The 20,248-nt window shown below is 66.2% G+C and carries 17 protein-coding genes; 10 read left to right on the forward strand and 7 right to left on the reverse strand.

Going from position 1 to position 20,248, the window contains the following annotated elements:
* Positions 1-11 precede the first annotated feature (11 nt).
* The 3 genes from prsR to P7644_RS03845 all read left to right on the forward strand — a co-directional run bounded on the left by prsR (position 12) and on the right by P7644_RS03845 (position 4,990).
* A complete protein-coding gene (gene prsR / locus P7644_RS03835; protein WP_404301683.1) occupies positions 12-1,373 on the forward strand; it encodes a PEP-CTERM-box response regulator transcription factor in 1,362 nt (453 codons plus the stop codon).
* Between the two features lie 82 nt (positions 1,374-1,455).
* Positions 1,456-4,173 (forward strand): XrtA/PEP-CTERM system TPR-repeat protein PrsT, encoded by a 2,718-nt coding sequence (prsT, locus tag P7644_RS03840; RefSeq protein WP_404301684.1) that lies wholly within the window; start codon positions 1,456-1,458, stop codon positions 4,171-4,173.
* 37 nt (positions 4,174-4,210) lie between these two features.
* Positions 4,211-4,990 (forward strand): S1C family serine protease, encoded by a 780-nt coding sequence (locus tag P7644_RS03845; protein WP_404301685.1) that lies wholly within the window; start codon positions 4,211-4,213, stop codon positions 4,988-4,990.
* A gap of 182 nt (positions 4,991-5,172) precedes the next feature.
* Here the strand turns inward: P7644_RS03845 and P7644_RS03850 are convergent, their stop codons facing one another.
* Positions 5,173-6,066: a LysR family transcriptional regulator gene (locus tag P7644_RS03850; protein WP_404301686.1), complete on the reverse strand. Its 894-nt coding sequence runs from the start codon at positions 6,064-6,066 to the stop codon at positions 5,173-5,175.
* Positions 6,067-6,225: 159 nt separating this feature from the next.
* Here P7644_RS03850 and P7644_RS03855 point away from each other — a divergent pair, with 159 nt between their 5' ends.
* Together P7644_RS03855 and P7644_RS03860 are read left to right on the forward strand one after the other, a co-directional pair.
* Positions 6,226-7,227 carry a Bug family tripartite tricarboxylate transporter substrate binding protein gene (locus tag P7644_RS03855; RefSeq protein WP_404301687.1) on the forward strand — a complete coding sequence of 334 codons (1,002 nt, stop codon included), beginning with the start codon at positions 6,226-6,228 and terminating at the stop codon, positions 7,225-7,227.
* Between the two features lie 185 nt (positions 7,228-7,412).
* Entirely contained in the window at positions 7,413-8,693 is a 1,281-nt protein-coding gene (locus P7644_RS03860) for a hypothetical protein (protein ID WP_404301688.1), read from the forward strand.
* A 9-nt stretch (positions 8,694-8,702) separates the two neighbouring features.
* Here P7644_RS03860 and infA read toward each other — a convergent pair whose 3' ends face one another.
* Positions 8,703-8,972 (reverse strand): translation initiation factor IF-1, encoded by a 270-nt coding sequence (gene infA / locus P7644_RS03865; protein WP_404301689.1) that lies wholly within the window; start codon positions 8,970-8,972, stop codon positions 8,703-8,705.
* Between the two features lie 406 nt (positions 8,973-9,378).
* The gene (alkB, locus tag P7644_RS03870; protein ID WP_404301691.1) at positions 9,379-10,026 is read right to left on the reverse strand and encodes a DNA oxidative demethylase AlkB; all 648 of its coding nucleotides are present in this window, start codon (positions 10,024-10,026) and stop codon (positions 9,379-9,381) included.
* A gap of 105 nt (positions 10,027-10,131) precedes the next feature.
* On the opposite strand from alkB, the gene P7644_RS03875 reads away from it, so the two are divergent.
* The gene (locus P7644_RS03875; RefSeq protein ID WP_404301692.1) at positions 10,132-11,640 is read left to right on the forward strand and encodes a class I adenylate-forming enzyme family protein; all 1,509 of its coding nucleotides are present in this window, start codon (positions 10,132-10,134) and stop codon (positions 11,638-11,640) included.
* 114 nt (positions 11,641-11,754) lie between these two features.
* On the forward strand, positions 11,755-12,471 hold the full coding sequence (locus P7644_RS03880) for a ferredoxin--NADP reductase (protein WP_404301693.1): 717 nt from the start codon (positions 11,755-11,757) through the stop codon (positions 12,469-12,471).
* A gap of 4 nt (positions 12,472-12,475) precedes the next feature.
* Here P7644_RS03880 and P7644_RS03885 read toward each other — a convergent pair whose 3' ends face one another.
* The gene (locus P7644_RS03885) at positions 12,476-14,041 is read right to left on the reverse strand and encodes an esterase/lipase family protein (RefSeq protein WP_404301694.1); all 1,566 of its coding nucleotides are present in this window, start codon (positions 14,039-14,041) and stop codon (positions 12,476-12,478) included.
* Positions 14,042-14,062: 21 nt separating this feature from the next.
* The gene (locus tag P7644_RS03890) at positions 14,063-14,671 is read right to left on the reverse strand and encodes a M15 family metallopeptidase (RefSeq protein ID WP_404301695.1); all 609 of its coding nucleotides are present in this window, start codon (positions 14,669-14,671) and stop codon (positions 14,063-14,065) included.
* A 123-nt stretch (positions 14,672-14,794) separates the two neighbouring features.
* On the opposite strand from P7644_RS03890, the gene P7644_RS03895 reads away from it, so the two are divergent.
* The 3 genes from P7644_RS03895 to P7644_RS03905 all read left to right on the forward strand — a co-directional run bounded on the left by P7644_RS03895 (position 14,795) and on the right by P7644_RS03905 (position 17,078).
* Positions 14,795-15,499, forward strand: coding sequence for an RNA polymerase sigma factor (locus P7644_RS03895; RefSeq protein ID WP_404301697.1), 705 nt, complete (start codon positions 14,795-14,797; stop codon positions 15,497-15,499).
* A 167-nt stretch (positions 15,500-15,666) separates the two neighbouring features.
* Entirely contained in the window at positions 15,667-16,395 is a 729-nt protein-coding gene (gene folE / locus P7644_RS03900) for a GTP cyclohydrolase I (protein ID WP_404301699.1), read from the forward strand.
* A 14-nt stretch (positions 16,396-16,409) separates the two neighbouring features.
* Positions 16,410-17,078: a DsbA family protein gene (locus P7644_RS03905; RefSeq protein WP_404301700.1), complete on the forward strand. Its 669-nt coding sequence runs from the start codon at positions 16,410-16,412 to the stop codon at positions 17,076-17,078.
* Positions 17,079-17,146: 68 nt separating this feature from the next.
* Here the strand turns inward: P7644_RS03905 and P7644_RS03910 are convergent, their stop codons facing one another.
* Together P7644_RS03910 and cphA are read right to left on the reverse strand one after the other, a co-directional pair.
* On the reverse strand, positions 17,147-17,629 hold the full coding sequence (locus P7644_RS03910; RefSeq protein WP_404301702.1) for a CreA family protein: 483 nt from the start codon (positions 17,627-17,629) through the stop codon (positions 17,147-17,149).
* Positions 17,626-20,220, reverse strand: a complete 2,595-nt coding sequence (cphA, locus tag P7644_RS03915) for a cyanophycin synthetase (protein ID WP_404301703.1) — start codon at positions 20,218-20,220, stop codon at positions 17,626-17,628. The genes P7644_RS03910 and cphA overlap by 4 nt, the downstream gene beginning before the upstream one ends.
* Between the last annotated feature and the right edge of the window lie 28 nt (positions 20,221-20,248).

The following is a 20,248-nucleotide window of genomic DNA, read 5'->3' on the forward strand; positions in this document are numbered from 1 at the left end:
AGAAGGAAGGCATGAGCGCGGACAAGTCGCAACCCTTATTGATCGTCGAGGATGACCTGGCGTTGCAAAAGCAGATCAAGTGGACGCTTGATCGGTTCGAGTCCGTGACTGCGCATGACCGCGAAAGCGCGATGACGCAGCTGCGCCGGCATGCTCCGGCAGTGGTGACCATGGATCTGGGCTTGCCTCCTGACGCAGATGCGGTGTCCGAGGGCTTCAAGCTCCTGGAGCAAATTCTGGCATCCAGCCCTGACACCAAGGTCATTGTGCTGACCGGGCAAAACGACCAATCCAATGCACTCAAGGCCGTCGCCATGGGGGCTTACGATTTTCTGGCCAAGCCGTTTGAACCCGAAGTGCTCAACCTTTGTGTGGAGCGTGCGTTCAGGATGTACGAGCTGCAGGCCGAGAACAAGCGGCTGCAGGCGATGCAGACGCCTGACGGGCTCTCGGGTTTGATCACGCGTGACCCGCAGATGCTGCGCATCTGCCGCACCATTGAAAAAGTCGCCAACACCAATGCCTCGGTCATGCTGCTGGGTGAAAGCGGTACGGGCAAGGAGGTTCTGGCGCGTGGACTGCACCAGCAATCGAATCGCAAGGGAGGCAAGTTCGTTGCCATCAACTGTGCGGCCATTCCCGAAAACCTGCTGGAAAGCGAGCTTTTTGGCTACGAAAAAGGGGCTTTCACAGGCGCGGTAAAGACCACACCCGGAAAAATTGAGACAGCCCATGCCGGCACGCTCATGCTTGATGAAATTGGGGATATGCCCTTGCCACTGCAGGCCAAGCTGCTACGGTTCTTGCAGGAACGCGTGGTTGAGCGCGTGGGTGGCCGTGAGGGTATTGCGGTGGATGTGCGTGTCGTCTGCGCAACCCACCAGAACCTCTCGCAATGCATCAAGGATGGACGTTTTCGCGAAGACCTCTACTATCGCCTGGCTGAAATTGTGGTGGAGATTCCGCCCTTGCGTGCACGTGTGGGAGACGTAGCGCTGCTCGCGCATGCATTTGTGCGCCGATTCGGCCAGGAGCATGGCCGTAGTCTGTGCCTGGCCGATGATGCGCTGCGTGCGATGGAGGCATATCCCTGGCCCGGCAATATTCGGGAGCTCGAAAATTGCATCAAGCGCGCGACCATCATGGCCGATGGAAATCAGATCACTGCGGCCGATGTCGCCCTCTCAGGCATTGATGGCGCGGAGGACGACCGATCACTGGACTTGCGTGTGACGCGCGAGGCGGCCGAGCAGCGTGCAGTGCTGGCGGCGCTGGCGCGGGCGGATGGCACGATTGCCAAAGCGGCCGATCTGCTGGGTGTCAGCCGCCCAACGCTGTATGACCTGATGCACCGCCTGGGCCTCAAGCCTTGAAGCATCATTGCGGAGGATTGATATGAAGGTTCCTGTTGTCCGCGCTCGGGTACGCGTTGCCTCTCTGGCAATGGTGTGGCTGATGTCTGCCTGCAGTGGCGACAACCCGGACGCGCTCGTGGCGTCGGCGCAGGATTATTTGAGCCGCAACGATGCGCAGGCGGCCATCATTCAGCTGAAAAATGCCTTGAAGGCCCGTCCGGATTCCGCCAAGGCGCGCCTCATGTTGGGGCAGGCGCTACTAATCTCTGGCGATGCAGCGGGGGCTGAAACCGAGCTCAGAAAGGCGCAGACTCTGGGAGCAGCGCCCGATGAGGTAGTACCGCAACTGGTCCAGGCCTTGCTGCAGACCAGGCAGTACAGCAAGATCACGGCTGACTATGCAGACCTGCAACTGGGGCGTGACCAGGAACGGGCCGATTTGAAGACCGGCGTGGCTATTGCCTGGCAGCGCCAGGGTCAGCAGGACAAGGCCCGCGAAAGCCTCAAGGAGGCGCTCAATGCCAAGTCGGACCATGCCCCCGCGCTCATTGAGCTGGCCCGTACCAACGCCCTGAGCGGCGACATCGACCGTGCTCTCGCCGACCTGGACAAGATTCCGCGGCAGTCCACGGTGGCGCATGAGGCATTCAAACTGCGCGGTGATCTGTTGTTTTATGGCAAGCAGGACGCTGATGCGGCTCTGGCCGCGTACCGGGAGGCGCTGCAGATCAACCCATCCTACAAAGAGGGCCAGGCCGGTGTCATCGAACTATTGCTGTCTCAGGGGCAGATCGATGCCGCCGAACAGGCCTTGCAGGAGTTGGTGAAAACAGCGCCCGGTAGACCGCAGACCTTGCATTTGCAGGCGATGCTGGCTTACGCCAAGAAGGAATTCAAGGCCGCGCAAGAGCATGTGCAAAAGCTGCTGAGCCTGACGCCCGAGAGTTATCGTGCGCTGGAACTGGCAGGTATCACGGAGCTGCAACTGGGTGCCAACGTGAAGGCGGAGGTGCTGCTCAGCAAGGCCTTGCAATTGAATGACGGGTTGTCCATGGCACGGCGGGGCCTGGTGGCGATCTATGCGCGCATGGGCCGGCTCGACAAGGCCATGGCGCTGCTGCCAGAAGATGTGGAGCGCAACGACCGCGACCCCGGCATGCTCGCGCTGGCGGGGCAGGTCTACATGCTCCATGGTGATATCGAACGTGCCCAGCGTTACTTCGCGCGTGCCTCCAAGCTCGATCCCAAGGATCCGGTCAAGCGCACAAGCCTGGCGCTGGCCCACCTGGCTGCGGGGCAAGGTGATGCCGCCCTGGGCGAGTTGCAAAGCATTGCTGCCGCTGATGAGGGCGTGGTGGCTGATATGGCCTTGGTCAATGCGCTGCTGCAGCAAGGCAAAGTGGACGAGGCCTTGAAAGCCATTGCCAGGCTGGAGAAGAAGCGCCCTTCAGAGCTTGTGCCGGTGTATTTGCGTGGCCGTGCCTTATTGCAAAAACGCGATACAGCCGGTGCGCGCCAGGCCATGGAGCAGGTGCTGGCGCTAGACCCCGACTATTTTCCTGCGGTGGGCGTGCTGGCAGTGCTCGACAGCAGCGAAAAACGGCCAGAAGAGGCACGCGCACGCCTTGAGGCCGCCATCAAGCGTCAACCGAGCAATGTGCAGGCGTACCAGGTGCTGCTGGAGTTGCGCGCCGCCAATGGTGCCGACAAGACGGAACAGGCCAGCATTCTGCGCCGGGCGGCCGATGGTGCGCCCAACAGTCCGATACCGCCCCAGTTGCTGACGGAGCATTTCTTGCGCAACGCTGAACCCAAGGAGGCTCTGGCGGTGGCGCAAAAGGCAGTCGCTGCATTTGCGGACAATGTGCCCTTGCTCGACGTCCTGGGGCGTGCGCAATCAGCCAATGGCGAGCACAACCAGGCGCTGGCGAGCTTCAACCGCATGCAGGCGCTGCAGCCGCAATCACCCCTGCCGTACTTGCGCATGGCCAGTGCGAACCTGGTGGCGGGCGAGCGTGCTGCCGCCGGTGAAAATTTGCGCAAGGCGCTGGAGATGGACCCCAGATCCCTCGAGGCCCAGCAAGGGCTGGTGCGCCTGGCAATAGCAGACAGGCGCAATGACGAAGCCTTGTCCATCAGCCGCTTGGTGCAGAAACAGCGCCCGAAGGAGGCTGCCGGCTACGTGCTGGAGGGCGAGATTCATGTGGCCGACAGAGCATGGGACAAGGCCGTGGATATTTTTCGCACGGGGCTCAAGCAGGTAAACAGCGCAGATTTGTCAATACGGCTGCATGAGGCGCTGCTATCGGCAGGAAGGAAACCCGATGCCGATCGCTGGGCCGCGCAATGGCAGCGAACCCAGCCCCAAGACGCAACCTTTGCGTTTTACCTGGGGAGCAAGGCTCTCGCCCTCAAGGACCTGCCAACGGGCCTACGCCAGTTTGAGCATGTACTGGTGCTCCAGCCCGGCAACGCCATTGCCCTGAACAATGTGGCCTGGATCAAAGGTCAGTTGGGGCGTGAAGGGGCATTGGCCGATGCCGAACGTGCCAATACCCTGGTTCCGAATCAGCCAGCGTTCATGGATACATGGGCGATGCTGCTATCTGCAGCGAATCAACATGAGCGGGCCGTGGAGCTGCAGAAAAAGGCGGTGCAACTGCAGCCAAAGGTATTGGAGTACCAATTGAACCTGGTCAAAATTTATATCAGGGCGGGGCAGAAAGATGCGGCCAGGGCCTTGCTTGACGAGCTTGCCGCCGCGGGAGCGGGTTTTTCTGGGCAGGCCGAGGTCGAGCAACTTCGAAAGGCCTTGTGAACCTTCAGCCAACGTCTATGGCCTGCAAGGATGCGCCATGAGCTGCCAGCGCCGGGAGCTGTCTTGGTTGGCGGCATTCCTGCTTCAGTGGGCATGGGGTGGCATTGCGTTGGCGCAACTTCCCGATACCGTGGAGCGGGTCAAGCCAGCGGTGGTGCTGGTGGGCACCTACAGCGCCACGGACAGCCCGCGCTTTCGTTTCGTCGGGACGGGTTTTGTGGTGGGAGATGGTTTGCGTGTGGTGACCAACGCCCATGTGACCTACCGCATCAGCAGCCAGGGCGCCGATGCGCCGGCGCTGGCCGTACAGGTGCGCTCGGGCGGGGATGCATGGGTCATGCGCCAGGCCAGGGTGCTGGAAGCCAACCAGGAGCAAGACCTGGCGCTTCTGCAGATTGACGGACCTGCGGTGGCGGCGTTGAGCATCGCCGCGTCCGACGAGGTGCGTGAAGGCGGGGATTTCGCCTTCATGGGTTTTCCGGTGGGGGGGGTGTTGGGTTATTCCTCGGTAACCCATAGGGCCACCGTGTCTTCGATCACCAGCATGGTATTGCCCAGCCCGACGGGGCAGCAATTGAGTGAGCGCGCCATCCGCAGCATGCGCGCCGGACCCCTGCAGGTGTTCCAGCTGGACGCCACGGCCTATCCCGGCAACAGCGGAGGCCCCTTGTTCGATGCCCGTAGCGGTGCGGTGCTCGGTGTCATCAGCATGGTGTTGGTCAAGAGCACCCGAGAATCCGCGCTGAGCCAGCCCTCGGGCATTACCTACGCGATCCCGAGCCGCTATGTGCTGGAAATGCTGGCACGGCATCCATGAACGCGGTCGCTGTCTGCGCAACGAGGCCGTGCCTTGCCACGGTGATGGCGCAATGGGCTCCTGCCCGCCAGGAGGAGCAACGTCGCATGGCACGGCGAGCGCGCTGGCGGTGCTCTTCGTCGAAGCCGCCAAGGCCGGCATTCATGCGCGGTGCACGGCTCTCCCTGGGCTTTCTGACTGCGTCAATATTCCTCGAATTGTGCGCGCAGCAATTCTATGAAGTACCCGGCCCGCTCCGACGGCGCATATTGAGGCGGAAGGGCCAGCACCACCTCTACCGCGCAATGCGGCAGCAAGGGCAGTATGCGTAGCTCGCGTTCGAACACCGAGGCCACATAGGGGTTGACCACGCCCAGGCCCAGTCCCTGGGCTGCCAGGCAGCAAATGGTGGAGGAATATGTGGTTTCGATGGTGGAGCCCACCTCGATGCCGTGGGCCTGCATGGTGTGCTGCAACTGCAGGAAGATGTTGTCGTCGGCATTGAGTGTCAGCAGCGATTGATGCCGCAGGTCACGCACGTGGAGCTCGCTGCGCGCGGCCAGAGGGTGTTGCGGGTGCATGACGCAGACGGCATGACTGTGGTGCAGCACGGTGGCATCCAGCTCCGGCGTAACGATGGCCTTGGTGCTGACCACCAGGTCGAAATGGCCATGCAGCAGCCCCTCGCGCAGGGCCGTGGTGCCCAGGGTCTGAAGGCTGAGATGGGTGCTGGGATAGCACTCGGCAAAGCGGCGGACTGCCGCGGGGATGACGCTCAGGCCCAGGGCGGGGGTGCAGCCAATGCGCAGGGCGCCGGTACCCGACTGGCGCAGTACAGCCAGCTCGCGCTCGATGCGCTCACGTCCCAGGAAATGCTGCTGCACCGTCGCATACAGGTCCATGGCCTCGGCGGTGGGCCGCAGGCGGCCCTTGTGCATGTCGAACAACTTGAGCCCGGCGGCGGCCTGCATCTGGGCCAGCAGGCGGCTGACCGAGGGCTGGGTGGTGTGCAGCAGCTGGGCCGCGGCCGTGGTGGTGCCGGTTTGGATGACGGCGCGAAAGGCCTCGATTTCGCGGGAGTTCAGGGGCCGGGGCATGGAGAGAGTGATGCAGGGGGAGGGTGGCGGGGTATATCACTTTTGAATAAATACCGCAGGAAAAAGCATTTTTCTGCAGGCGGTGTGCTTTCTACACTGCCGCCATCGCATCCACAACACGTCGCGCGGGGCGGCGTCAAGGAACTAGGAGATTCGGCAATGGACAAGCATTCTGGAGCATGGGGTCGGCGTGGCGCCGGTCTGGGTATGGCGGCCGTGGCGGCAGCCCTGATGGGCGGCACGGCGCTGGCGCAGGAGGGCTACCCCAACCCGGCGCGGCAGATGCGCATCGTGGTGCCCTTCACGGCAGGCGGCAGCTCGGACGTGCAGGCCCGCATGCTGGCGGACAGGCTGAGCCGCCTGTGGGGCCAGGCGGTGGTGGTGGAAAACAAGCCCGGTGCCGGCGGTCATCTGGGGGGCAAGTATGTGGTGGACCAGCCCGCCGACGGCTACACGCTGATGGTGGGCTCTATCGGCCTGCATGCCACCTATGGGGTGTATGGCAAGCTGACCTATAACCCCGGCAAGGACCTGCGTGTGGTGACCGTGTTGGCCGAAATGCCCCATGTAGTCGTGGCCACGCCGTCCTTGCCGGCCAATAACCTGTCCGAGTTGACGGCCCTGACCAAGGGCCAGCCGAATGCGGTGCATTTCGGCTCGGCGGGCGTGGGTTCGTCGGTGCACATGATGGGCGAGTTGTACAAGCTGCAGTCGGGCGCGCCCATCGTCCATGTGCCCTACCGCGGCAGCTCGGCGGCGCTCAATGACCTGCTGGGCGGGCAGATCCAGCTGATGTTCGAGAACCCGCCCACGGTGCTGGCGCATATCAAGGGCGGCAAGCTCAAGGGGTTGGCCGTGACGGGCAAGGAGCGGCTGGCAGCCCTGCCCGACGTGCCCACGGCGGCCGAATCCGGCATGAAGGACTATGTGGCGACTTCCTGGACCACGGTGGCGGTCTCGTCCAAGGTGCCCGATGCCCTGGTCAAAAAGCTCAGCGAGGACATCCGCAAGGTGGTGAACATGCCCGAGTTCCGCAAGGGACTGCAAGAGCAGGGCATGAATGCCGTGGCCAACACCCTGCCCGAGGCCGAGGCCTTCGTGCTTCGTGAAAAGCAGCGCTGGGACCAAGTGATTGCCGCGGGCAAGATATCCGCCAACTGAGAGGCTGAGAAAAAATTCCCCATGCCCGCTTTGCACGCCAAAACACCCCCACTCATCGTTGCAAATTCTCGCCATAGCCCGAGCTATGGTTGCGTTTTGCGCCTCGATTGGGCGCGTTTTGACGCGCCTCTCGGGTACGGCCAATTTGTTCTCAACCTCTGAGCGCAACCTGACATCCGAGTCCTATGAATTCCACAAGCACCGACCCGTTCGTACCCTGCCGCCGCGTGGGCGATGGCAGCCAGCACCATTTCTTCGGCTACTACAACAAGTCCAACTGGGACAAGAGCAACCGCCTGCTGCTGGCCCAGCGCACGCCGTGGATGGATCAATACCTGACGCCCGCGGTCAAGGCCACGATTGGCTACTTCGACACGCAGGACGGCGACCGTTTCCATGCCGTCGGCGAAACCGGCGCCTGGAACTGGCAGATGGGCAGCCAGCTGCAGTGGCTGGACGGCGCGCCGGGCCGCCAGCTCATCTACAACGACCGCACGGGCGACATGTCCGCGCGCTACCCGGGCTTTGGCGCGGTGATCGTCGATGTGGACAGCGGCGCGCGCCGCCAGCTGCCGATGCCGGTGTACGTGGTCGCGCCCAGCAGCGAATGGGCGCTGTCGGTCAACTACCGGCGCCTGTACATCACCCATGAAACCATCGGCTATAGCGAGCCGGGCCAGCCGTTCGAGCTGCCGCTGGCCCCCGAGGACGACGGCATCTGGCGCATGGACATCGCCACCGGCGCCGCGCAGCTGCTGGTCAGCTATGCCCGGCTCAAGGCCTTTCACCACAGGGCGTCGATGGACAAGGCCATCCATTGGGTGAGCCATATCGAGGTGAATCCGGCCTCCTCGCGCATCCTGTTCCTGCACCGCTGGACCGAGCGCGTCAAGGACGAGACCTGCTTCCTGCACCGCCTGATCACCATGAACCCCGACGGCTCGGACCTGCGCCTGCTCGAATGCTCGGACCATCCGCTGCCGCAGCTGGCCGAGGATTTCTACCCCGGCGCCGTGGGCACCTTCGACTATGAGAAGTCCGAATACCAGATCTCGCACCCGCTGTGGCAGGACGACGCGCACATCATCGTCTGGGGCCCGCATGCCGGCGAGATCCACTACCACCTCTACCACGATGCCGAGGGCGGCGAGGTGCAGGTCGTCGGCCGCGACGTGCTGGTGGAGAACGGCCACATGACCTTCTCGCCGGTGAGCACGCGCTGGATGCTCAGCGACACCTACCCCGACGACCGGACGCACGAACGCTTCCTGTTTCTGTTCGACATGCAGACCGGCGAGCGCCGCAACCTCGGCAGCTTCTACGCCACGCCCGATCTGTCCAAGGAGAATCGCTGCGACCTGCATCCGCGCTGGAGCCGCGACGGCCGCCTGGTGTGCATCGACTCGGTGCACGAGCACCAGCGCCAGATGTACGTGCTGGATGTGTCGTCCATCGTGGCGGCCTGAGGCACTGTTTTAGCGGCGCGGGCGCGCCGGAGCGCGCGGCGCGCCGCCCGCGCGCGGCGGCAGGTGGCGGAAGGTGATGCGGCCCTTGCTCAGGTCATAGGGCGACATCTCCACCGACACCGAGTCGCCCGCCAGCACGCGGATGCGGTGCTTGCGCATCTTGCCGCCCGAGTAGGCGATGAGCGCGTGGCCGTTGTCGAGGGTGACGCGAAAGCGCGCGTCGGGCAGCACCTCATCGACCTTGCCTTGCATCTCGATCAGTTCTTCTTTGTTGGACATGGGATTCCTTTTCGTCAAGGGTGAGTGATGGCAGGCATGGCCGATGATCGGCGGCTGCCCGTGCTCGCTCGGAGTCTGTGTGCAATGCACAAAAAAACGGATGCGCCGGCAACCCCGGCGCAGGATGGGCGATGGAGCATCGCCCGCGCAGGACACCGGCATGCAACGCTGGCATCTGCTGGAAAAGGCCGCTGCGGCCGGGCGGGGCGCCTTGGGCTGCGGTTGGGGCGTGACGCCCCGTGCGGCGGTGGTGTGGTGCCGGGCAGGCCGGCACGCTGCGGACCGCCAGCGCGTCTGCGCGGCGGCAAGCGGAGTAGTGTAGTGCGTATCCGGTTTGTGTGTCGCTCGCCGTGCCATTGGCCCTGCTGCGGGCTGCAGCATGTGCCGCCGCATCAAGGCCGCTCCATCAAAGCGCCTTGCGCAGCGTGAGGTTGATGCGGCAATCGCCCGTGTCCGGGTGCGTGCCCGGCGCCACGGGCAGCACGCCATGAAAGCGCAGCCGGTCCACGCCGCCCCAGACCAGCACGTCGCCATGGCCGAGCGGCACGCGCAGCGCACGCTCGCCGCGCGTGGCGCCGCCCCACAGGAAGACGGCCGGCAGGCCCAGCGATATGGAGACTATGGGAGCCGTGAGGTCGCGCTCGTCGCGGTCCTGGTGCAGCGACATGCGCGCGCCCGGCGCGTAGCGGTTGATCAGGCAGGCATCGGGCGCAAACGCTGCAAACCCAGCCTGCTGCGCGGCGGCCTGCGCCAGTTGTGCCAGGCTTGCCGGCAGCGCGGGCCAGGGCTGGCCGGTGAGCGGGTCGCGGTCGGCATAGCGGTAGCCCCGCCGGTCGCTGACCCAGGACAGCGGACCGCAACCCGTCATGGCCACCGACATGGCCTGGCCGCCGGGCGTGAGCATGTGGCGCCATGGCGCCCGCTGGGCGATTTGCTCTATGTCCTGCAGCAATGCCTGCGCCTGCGCCAGTGCCAGGCCGCGCAACAGCAGCGCCTGGGGCCCCAGGGGCAGCACCTTGGGCTCGGCGGGATCGTTGGCAAACAGGTCGTCCATGGCATGCTTGGGTATGGCCGGAGTTTGAGCCAAAATGGTCGCTGGCGCTTATCCATAAAGCGCAAACAGCTATTTTTATAAGAGCTAAATAACACGGAGGCACCGATGAACATTGCCCATCTGCTGCAGCGCAGCGCCCTGGTCCATGGCGAGCGCCCGGCCGTGCTGGCTGGTGTGCGAGTGCTGCATGACTACCGCCAGCTTGCCGCGCGCGTGGCGGCGCTGGCCGGGCATTTGCGCACGCGCTGCGGCGTGCAGCCGGGCGAGCGCGTGGCCATCTTCTCGGCCAACTGCCCGGAGTACCTGGAGGCGCTGCACGCCATCCACTGGGCCGGCGCCGTGTCCGTGCCCGTCAACTACAAGCTGCACGCACGTGAACTGGCCTATGTGCTCGCCGACAGCGGCGCGCGCGTGGCCTGCGTGTCCGCTGCGCTGCGCGATGCTGCGCTGGTGGCGGGCGTTGATGCCGGGGCACTGCAGGTGCTGGGTGATGCCGCATGGGAAGAGGCGGCGCGGGGCCAGCCTATGGAGCTGCAGGAGCGCGCGCCCGAGGACGTGGCCTCGCTGTTCTACACCTCGGGCACCACGGGCCGGCCCAAGGGCGTGATGCAGACGCAGCGCAACCTGCTGGCCATGACCATGGCCTACTTCACCGACGTGGACGAGGTGCAGCCCGGGGACGCCATGGTCTACGCCGCGCCCATGTCGCATGGCGCGGGCCTGTACAACTACGCCCACATGCTGCGCGGCGCGCGCCATGTGGTGCCCGAGTCCGGCGGCTTCGATCCAGCCGAGCTGGTGCGCCTGGCTGAGGATGTCGGGCGGTTGTCGCTGTTCGCCGCACCCACCATGGTGCACCGGCTGGTGGAGCATGTGCGCAGTACGGGTGCCAGCACGGGCGGCTTCAAGACCATCGTCTACGGCGGCGGCCCCATGTACGTGGACGACCTGCGCCGTGCCATCGCCACCATGGGCCCGAAGTTCGTGCAGATCTATGGCCAGGGCGAAAGCCCTATGACCATCACCGCCCTGGCACGCGAGCACCTGGCCGACACGGCGCACCCGCGCTGGGAGCAGCGCATCGCCTCCGTGGGCGTGGCGCACGCCTGCGTCGAGGTGCGCGTGGTCGATGGGCAGGACCGCAGCCTGCCCACGGGCGAACTGGGCGAGGTGCTGGTGCGCGGCGACACGGTGATGGCCGGCTACTGGAACAACCCCGAGGCCACGGCCCAGACGCTGCGTGGCGGCTGGCTGCACACGGGCGATGTGGGGCAACTGGACGCGGACGGCTTTCTCACGCTGCAGGGCCGCAGCAAGGACGTGATCATCTGCGGCGGCTCCAACATCTACCCGCGCGAGGTGGAGGAGGTACTGCTGCTGCACCCGCGCGTGCGCGAGGCGGCCGTGGTGGGCCAGCCGGACGCCGGCTGGGGCGAGGTGGTGGTGGCCTTCCTGGTGGCCGATGGCGACGAGGTGCCTCATGCCGAGCTGGATGCGCTGTGCCTGGATCACATCGCGCGCTTCAAGCGTCCCAAGGCCTACCGCTGGGTGAGCGCCTTGCCGAAGAACAGCTACGGCAAGGTGCTCAAGACCGAGCTGCGCGCCTGGCTGTAACCACGGCGCGCGCAGGTGCATGGGGGCAGGCATGGCGCCTTCCTGCCCAATGCGGGAATATCGGGCCCACGCACCGCATCCAATGCGGCATGAGTACCAATGAGAGGACGCATCATGGCTACCTACACCGTCAGGCTGCTTGCCAAAGAACCCGTGGCCCAGGGCACCATGGCCTTTCACCTGGAAAAGCCCGCGGGCTTTGAATTCCGCGCCGGCCAGGCGTTCGAGGTGATCCTGCCCGGGGGGGCCGAGGGCGAGGACGGGCGCCATGCGTTTTCCATCGTCAGCGCGCCGCACGAGGGCGAGCTGGTGTTCGCCACGCGCATGCGCGACAGCAAGTTCAAGCGTGCCCTGGGCGCCCTGCCTCTGGGCGCCAGCCTGGACATCGACGGGCCCTTTGGCTCGCTCATCCTGCACAAGAAGGCCGAGCGCCCGGGCGTGCTGATCGCTGGCGGCATAGGCATCACGCCCTTCATGAGCATGCTGCGCAGCGCGGCCGAGCAGCGCCGCGAACAGATCCTGGTGCTGCTGTACTCCAACCGCCGGCCCGAGGACACGGCCTTCCTGGCCGAGCTGCAGGCGCTGGCGCGACGCCACCCCGGGTTGCGCCTGATGGCGACCATGACCGACATGGCGCATTCCACGCAGGCATGGGACGGCGCCACGGGCTATATCGACAGCGCCTTCGTGCGGCGCGCCCTGCAGGGGCTGGCCGCGCCCATCTTCTACGTGTCGGGCCCGCCGGCCCTGGTCGAGGCCATGCGCAATGCCTTGGAGCAGGCGGGCGTGGACGAGGACGACGTGCGCAGCGAAGAGTTCTTCGGGTATTGAGCCTCTATGCATTCCACGCCGAAACCACGAAGCGCAGCCGGCCGGCAATGCCGGGCGCGCTGCTGCCGCCAAAGGCTACCGTCATCACCCGCTTGCCAGTCTTGAGCGTCTTGTAGGCCAGGGACTCGGTGGCGCGGCCGGCGCTGCTGCTTTGCCAGCCGAAGCTCGCCGTCCAGTCCTCGCCCGGCGTCTGGGGCGGCACCATTTCGACGACCACGGTGTCGTGGAAAAGATAGCCGCCCTCGTAGTGCGTGTCGGGCCAGAATTTGCGCTCCACCTCGTAGTCGGGTACGCGCACACCCAGCGTCACGCCATAGGCCAGCGAGGGCCGCGCGGGGTTCACGCGCGCACGATTGGCCAGAAATGCGGTGGACAGGTAGATGCTGCGTGCATCCTTGTTGGATGGGTCCACCAGCTCCTGGTGGCTGCGGCAGGCGACCGAGTCCTCCTCGGCCATGCGGCGCGTCAGGTACCAGCGCTTGCCGCGCGGCGAGGCCAGCAGCTCGAACTGGTAGAGCGCGTTCACGGCCTTGCCCTGGATCTCGGGCGGCAGCTGCACCGAGTCGATGTCCAGCCAGATGTCCACGCGCACGTCGCCGAACAAAAAGCGTGTCAGGTTCTGGTAGGCCTCCTCGCTGTTGACGATGCCAAAGTAGCCCGAGTGCGCGCGGTAGGTGTAGGCCGTGGCGCAGGGGCTGGAGAGCTTGCCCCTGGCATTCACGCCCCAGACCGAGGCGTTTTCTATGCGCACCAGGCCGTCGCTGCCATGCCCGGCGAAGGCGCGCGACAGGCCCAGGGCCGCGTCGTAGTCGCTGCGGTTGCTGCCGATCATGCAAAAGAAGCGTTCGGACGGGAAGGCTTCTTCGGGCAGCCAGTCCACGCGCCGGGTCTTCTGGTACAGGGCCTCCAGCTTCAGGTACCGGGCCATGTTCTCGCGGTTGAAGTTGTTCATGTCCGCGGCACTCAGCCATTGCGGCACGTTCATGCCGGCAACCTCGATGCCGTTGTGCGGCGTGGCGTAGGTGAAGACCTTGTCCACGCTGGCGCGGGCCTGCTCGTCGCCCAGCTCCGGGTTCTGCAGGAAGGCCCGGCACACCAGGCCGCCCATGGAGTGCGCGACCAGAACGCAGCGAAAGTCCTCGGGCGCCAGCTGATTGGCGGCGTTGGCACAGACCAGCTCGCGCACGCGCAGGATCAGCTCGCTCAGGCCGCGGGCGAAATGCGAGATATCCGGCGTCTGGCCGCTGCCCAGCAGTGCCGAGGCCTGTTCGTAGTAGCGGTAGATGACGATGGAGCGGCAGGCGATGCTGCCCTCCCATTCGCTGTCCATGATGTCCAGTCCGTTCTCGTAGACATCGCCATAGCCAAAGTCGGTCATGAGCCGCAGCACGGGGGACTCGAAGACGAACTTCTTGGCCGGCTTGGCCTTGTCCGGCGTGGCGCGGTACACCGTGGAGCCGAGGTTGAAGCCGCAGAACGGATCGGCCGTGGTTTCGTCCTGCTCGCGCGTGGTCATGGCGTAGCCGCGGACGTAGATGATGGGGTGAAAGGGTGCATTTGAGTCGGCCATGGCGAACCCCCTGTTGGCTGCCTACGCGAAGATCGGGCTGCCCGACGCGGTGCGGGCGCGCATTTCGGCGAGCATCTGGCGCTCGCTCAGATCGGTGGCCCAGCCGGGACGCAGCTGGTAGTGGGGCTGGTCGACGATGGTTTTCCAGTTGCCGCCCCACTCCAGGCCCAGATCCACGCCCAGCACGCCGACGGCCTTGTACTTGGGAGAGTCCGCCAGGTAGCGGTTGCCCTCGAACACGCCAATGTCGAAGGCAATGCCGAAGTTGTGGTTGGAATAGCCGCCCCTGGCATTGGTGACCACCTTGCCCGGTGCGGTGCGGCCCTGGGCGTAGAGCGCGTCCTGCTCCGCGTAGGTTCTCAGGCCGCTGATGATGCGGATGGTGATGCCCGAGGCTGCCGCCTTCTGCACCAAGGCGCGGGCCATGGGCTGCACCTGGGGCAGCAGCGTGGCGATGGTCTTCTCGCTGCGCGCGTCCACCGGGTCTATGGCCTGCGCCGGGGGCTGGCCGTCGATCTTCTTGCCGACCAGGCGCTCGTAGATCGCGCCCCAGGTCTGCGGGCCGGCCCGCCCGTCCACGTCGATGCCCAGTTTGGCCTGGATGGCGGCAATCATCTCTTCGATGCGCATGGTGTCCTCCTGTGGGCGGCTCGCGTGGCTGCGTCAATATACGTGCACCCTCTGCGCCGCGCAATGGATGCATGGGCCGGGAACGCAGGCCGCGCGGCACGCATCGAATCCACGGGAGAACCTATGCACCAGCACCTGCACCACCCACCCATTGCCGGCGCCACGCCCGATGCCGAGCTTGCCGGCCGAGCGGCAGGGGGCGACGCCGCCGCGTTCGAGGCCATCATGCGCCGCCACAACCGCCTGCTGTTCCGTACCGCGCGCGCCATCCTGAAAAGCGACCAGGAGGCCGAGGATGCGCTGCAGGACGCCTACCTGCGTGCCTGGCGCGCGCTCGAAGGCTTTCGCGCCGAGGCCAGGCTGTCCACCTGGCTGGTGCGTATCGTCGTCAACGAGGCGCTGGGCCGCCTGCGCCGCAAGGGCGCCGAGATCGTTCCATTGGATGCCGCCATGACCTCCTCCGAACCCGCCATCCAGGCCGCACTCGCCGATGCGCCGGACGACCGGCCCGAATCTTCCGCCATGCGCGCGCAGCTGCGCCAGCTGCTGGAGGCGCGCATCGACCTGCTGCCCGACGCGTTTCGCACCGTGTTCATGCTGCGCGCCGTCGAGGAGATGAGCGTGGAGGAGGTGGCCGAGGTCCTGCAGATTCCCGAGGCCACCGTGCGCACGCGTTATTTCCGCGCCCGCAGCCTGCTGCGCGAGGGCCTGGCCAGCGCCATCGACATGACGCTCGCCGACGCCTTTGCCTTCGACGGCGCGCGCTGCGACCGCATTGTGGCCGGGGTGCTGGCACGCAGGCGCGCACAGGACACGGCGCCATCCTGACGGCGGCGCGGCGGGAACGCGCGCCAGAGGCACTCCATCGAATGGGCAAGACGCTGCGGCAGCGTCGTTTTTCAACCTTCACCGATGAGCGCGCACCATGACCGCACCTGCAGCCAGGTTCACGCAGCAACCAAGGCTGTCAGCGCCTGCATTCCAAGGACTTATCCATGACGACGACCCTTGCCCCCATGGCCACACAAGACATGGCCACGCGCATGAGCGCCTCCGACCGCATCCGCTACCGCCTGCAGCAGGCCGGGCGGCGCTACCACGCCAACGACAACATTGCCGAGTTCATTCGCGCAGGTGAGCTGCAGGAGCTGCGCGACGAAGTGCAGGCGCGCCTGCAGGAGGTGCTGCACGCCCTGGTCATCGACAGCGCCAATGACCACAACACGGCGGACACCGCCAGGCGCGTGGCCAAGATGTTCGTGAGCGAGGTGTTTCGCGGCCGCTACGAGGCCGCGCCCGCCGCCACGGCGTTTCCCAATGTGTCGCAGCTCAATGAGCTGATGGTGGTCGGGCCCATACGCGTGCGCAGCGCCTGCTCGCACCACCTGTGCCCCATCCTGGGCCAGGTGTGGATAGGCATTCTGCCGAGCGTGCACTCGGACCTGATCGGCCTGTCCAAGTACGCACGGCTGTGCGAATGGATCATGAACCGGCCGCAGATCCAGGAGGAGGCCATCGTCATGCTGGCCGACGCGCTGCAGCAGCGCGTGCAACCCGATGGTCTGGCCGTCGTCATGCAGGCCAGCCACATGTGCATGCACTGGCGCGGCGTGAAGGACGATGGCGCGCGGATGAAGAACTCCGTCATGCGCGGCGCCTTCCTGGGTAACGACGCCCTGCGGCGCGAGTTCCTGAGCCTGCTGGGCGACAATGGCCGGCCATAGCCACAGGAGAGCAGATGCCAGCCGCCACCCCCATCACCCTGAAGATCGACTTTGTCTCCGATGTGGTCTGCCCCTGGTGCGCCATCGGCCTGGCGGCGCTGACGCAGGCGGCTGGGCGGCTGGCGGGCCAGGTGCAGCTCGACTGGCATTTCCAGCCCTTCGAGCTCAACCCCGGCATGGGGCCGGGCGGCGAGGATTTGATCGAGCATCTGGCCGGTAAATACGGTGCCACGCCCGAGCAGCTGCAGCAGACGCAAGCGCAGATTGCGTCACGCGGTGCGTCGCTGGGCTTCGTCTTCGGCCCGCAGCGCACGCGCATCTACAACACCTTCGACGCGCACCGTCTGCTGCACTGGCTGGGCGAGGAGGGCGGCGCCGGCCAGCAGCTGGCATTCAAGCGGGCGCTGCTCACAAGCTATTTCACCGATGGCGAGAACCCCGCTGACCCTGGCGTGCTGCTGAAGCTGGTGGGTGCGTTGGGGCTGGACGAGGCGCGCGCCCGCGCGGTGCTCGAATCAGCCGAATATGCCGACGCCGTGCGCGAACGCGAGGACTTCTACCGGGGCCAGGGCATCCACTCGGTGCCGGCGGTGATCGTCAACGACCGGCACCTGATCCAGGGCGGCCAGCCGGTCGAGGTGTTCGAGCAGGCGCTGCGCCAGATCGCAGCGCAGCAGCCGTGATGCTATTTATTAAATAGCTGTCAGCGCTTACCCAGTAAGCGCTGCAGACGGTTTTTGCTTGTATTGCGTTATTTCAGCGGAATCGGCGTCGCCCGGTCCACCGGCACGGCCGTGATGCTGTTTTGCGGCGAGCCGTCGATGAGCTTGTCGGAATAGGTCAGGTAGACCAGGGTGTTGCGCTTGGCGTCCACCATGCGCACCACGCGCAGGCGCTTGAACAGCAGGGACATGCGTTCGCTGAACACCTCCTGCTGGGCCTTGAGCGGTTGGGTGAAGGCGATCGGCCCCACCTGGCGGCAGGCGATGGAGGCTTCGGCGCGGTCCTCGGCTAGGCCCAGCGTGCCCTTGATGCCGCCGATGCGCGCGCGCGAGACATAGCAGCTCACGCCGCTGACCAGCGGGTCGTCATAGGCCTCGACGATAATGTCGTGGTCGCGGCCAATCCACTGGAAGGCCGTGTCCACCGTGCCGATCTTGTCGGGCTGGGCCGCGCACAGGCCGGCCGCGAGCAGGCTTGTCGCCGCCAGGCAGGCAGTGCGCAGCGCCCTCATGCCGCACCCGCCGTGGCATCGGCGGCCTCGGCGCAGCGGCGCTGCAGGTGTGCCAGCGCCTCCTGCACCTGGTCCACCAGCACCAGGCACAGGTCGCCCGGCGAGAGGCGCGCGAGCGCATGGTCTATGGCGCTGAATTCGCCGTGGATCTCGGTCACGTAGCTGGTGCGCGGCGCGCCCTGCAGGCCCTGCTGCAGCAGGGCCAGCACCTCGCCGTCCTCGCGGCCGCGCTGGCAGGCGTCCTGGTACAGCACCACGTCGTCGAAGGCCGCGCCCAGGATGCGCGTCTGCTCGATGATGTCCTGGTCGCGCCGGTCGCCCGCGCCGCTGATGACCACGCTGCGCCGCTGGCCCGGCATGGCCTGCACGGCCTGCACCAGGGCGCGCATGGCGTCGGGGTTGTGGCCATAGTCGGCGATCAGCGTGGCGCCGCGGTAGTCCATGACGTTGAAGCGCCCCGGTGCGTTGTCGCCGTCGTTCACAAAGCCGGCCAGGCCCCGGCGTATGGTCTGCCAGGGCAGGCCCACGCCCCAGGCCGCGCCAACGGCGGCCATCACGTTCTCGACCTGAAAGCCAATGCTGCCGCCGCGCGTGATGGGGATGTCGCGCAGCGCAATCGATTCGCGCCACGAGCCCTCGGCGGCGACGATATGGCCTTCGTCCACGTAGACTACGCGCGCTCCTTGAGCGCGGTGCGTGGCCATCACCGGGTGGTGCCGGTCCTGGGCAAAGAAGATCACCTTGCCGGGGCATGTGCCCGCCATGGCCGCCACATGCGGGTCGGCGGCGTTGAGCACGGCGTAGCCGTCCTGCGCCACGTTCTGCACGATGACGCGCTTGATGACCGCCACATCCTCCACGGTGGTGATGTAGTTCAGCCCCAGGTGGTCGCCCTCGCCGACGTTGGTGACCACGGCCACCTGGCAGCGGTCGAAACCCAGGCCCTCGCGCAGCACGCCGCCGCGCGCGCATTCGAGCACGGCGGCGTCGGTTTCGGGGTGGGCCAGCGCGTTGCGCGCGCTCCGGGGGCCCGAGCAGTCGCCGCTGTCGATCTGGCGGCCGTTGACATAGACGCCATCGGTGTTCGTCATGGCCGTGCGCCAGCCGTGCGCCGTGAACAAATGAGCGAGAAGTCGCGTGGTGGTGGTCTTGCCATTGGTGCCGGTCACGGCCACCAGCGGGATGCGCCCGTCCTGGCCCGGTGCAAACAGCTCATCGACCATGGGCGCGCCCACGTTGCGCGGCTTGCCGAACGAGGGTGCCAGGTGCATGCGCAGGCCGGGCGCGGCGTTCACCTCGACGATGCCGCCGCCTTGTTCCTCCAGAGGCCTCTGCATGGTCTCGCAGATCACGTCCACGCCGCAGATGTGCAGGCCAATGGTCTGCGCGGCCTCGATGGCGCGCGCGGCGATCTCGGGGTGCACATCGTCGGTCACGTCGGTGGCGCTGCCGCCGGTGGACAGGTTGGCGTTGTTGCGCAGCACCACGCGCTGGCCCTGGGCCGGCACGGATTCGGGCGTCAGGCCCTCGCTGGCGATGCGTGCGATGGCGATGTCGTCCAGGCGTATCTTGGTCAGCGCCGTGCCGTGGCCCGAGCCGCGGCGCGGGTCCTGGTTCACGATCTCCACCAGCTCGCGAATCGTGTGCGACCCGTCGCCCAGCACCTGGGGCGGGTCGCGCCGTGCGGCGGCTACGAGCTGGTGGCCCACGATCAGCAGGCGGAAATCGTTGCCGGGCAGAAAGCGCTCGACCATGACCTCGTCGCTGAAAGACCGCGCGGTGGCATAGGCGGCGTCGAGTTGCGCGCGCGTGCTGATGTTCACCGTCACGCCCTTGCCCTGGTTGCCGTCCTGGGGCTTCACGACCACCGGCAGGCCCACTTCTTCGGCAACCTTCCAGGCGTCTTCCACATCGGCGACGGGCCGGCCCAGCGGCACGGGCACGCCGGCGGCGTGCAGCAGGCGCTTGGTCAGGTCCTTGTCCTGGGCGATGGATTCGGCCACGGCGCTGGTCACGTCCAGCTCCGCCGCCTGGATGCGCCGGGCCTTCGAGCCCCAGCCCAGCTGCACCAGACTGCCGCTGGTCAGGCGCCTAAACGGTATGCCGCGCGCCACGGCGGCGTCCACGATGGAGCCGGTGGAGGGGCCGATGCGCTCGTCCTCGTCGAGCTCGCGCAGCTCGGCGATCACGGCCTGCGCGTCAAACGGCTGGTCGGCCAGGGCCGCCCGTATCAGCGCCTCGGCCTGGCTCATGGCCAGGCGGCCCACCGACTCCTCGGTGTATTCGACCACCACCTGGTAGGTGCCCTCCTCGACGGTCTCATGCGTGCGGCTGAAGGTCACGGGGCAGCCGGCCTGGGCCTGCAGGGCCAGGGCCGCGGTCTCCAGCACGTCGGCCAGCGACAGCGGCCGGTCGGCGCCCTGGGGCTGCAAGGCGCCGATCTGCGGAAAGCGCGCGCGCAGCCGGTCCTCGAAACCAGGCAGCCGGTGGATGTCGTGCTTGTCGTGCGAGCAATGCACTATGGCCTCGATGGCGGTGCTGCGGGTCCAGAGATTGGGGCCGCGCAGGGCGCGGATGCGGGTGATCTGCATGGTGTTCTTTCAACCAGTTTTCAGGTCA

The organism is Alicycliphilus denitrificans, from assembly GCF_044792555.1.
GTDB classification, from domain to species: Bacteria; Pseudomonadota; Gammaproteobacteria; order Burkholderiales; family Burkholderiaceae_C; genus Alicycliphilus; species Alicycliphilus denitrificans_A.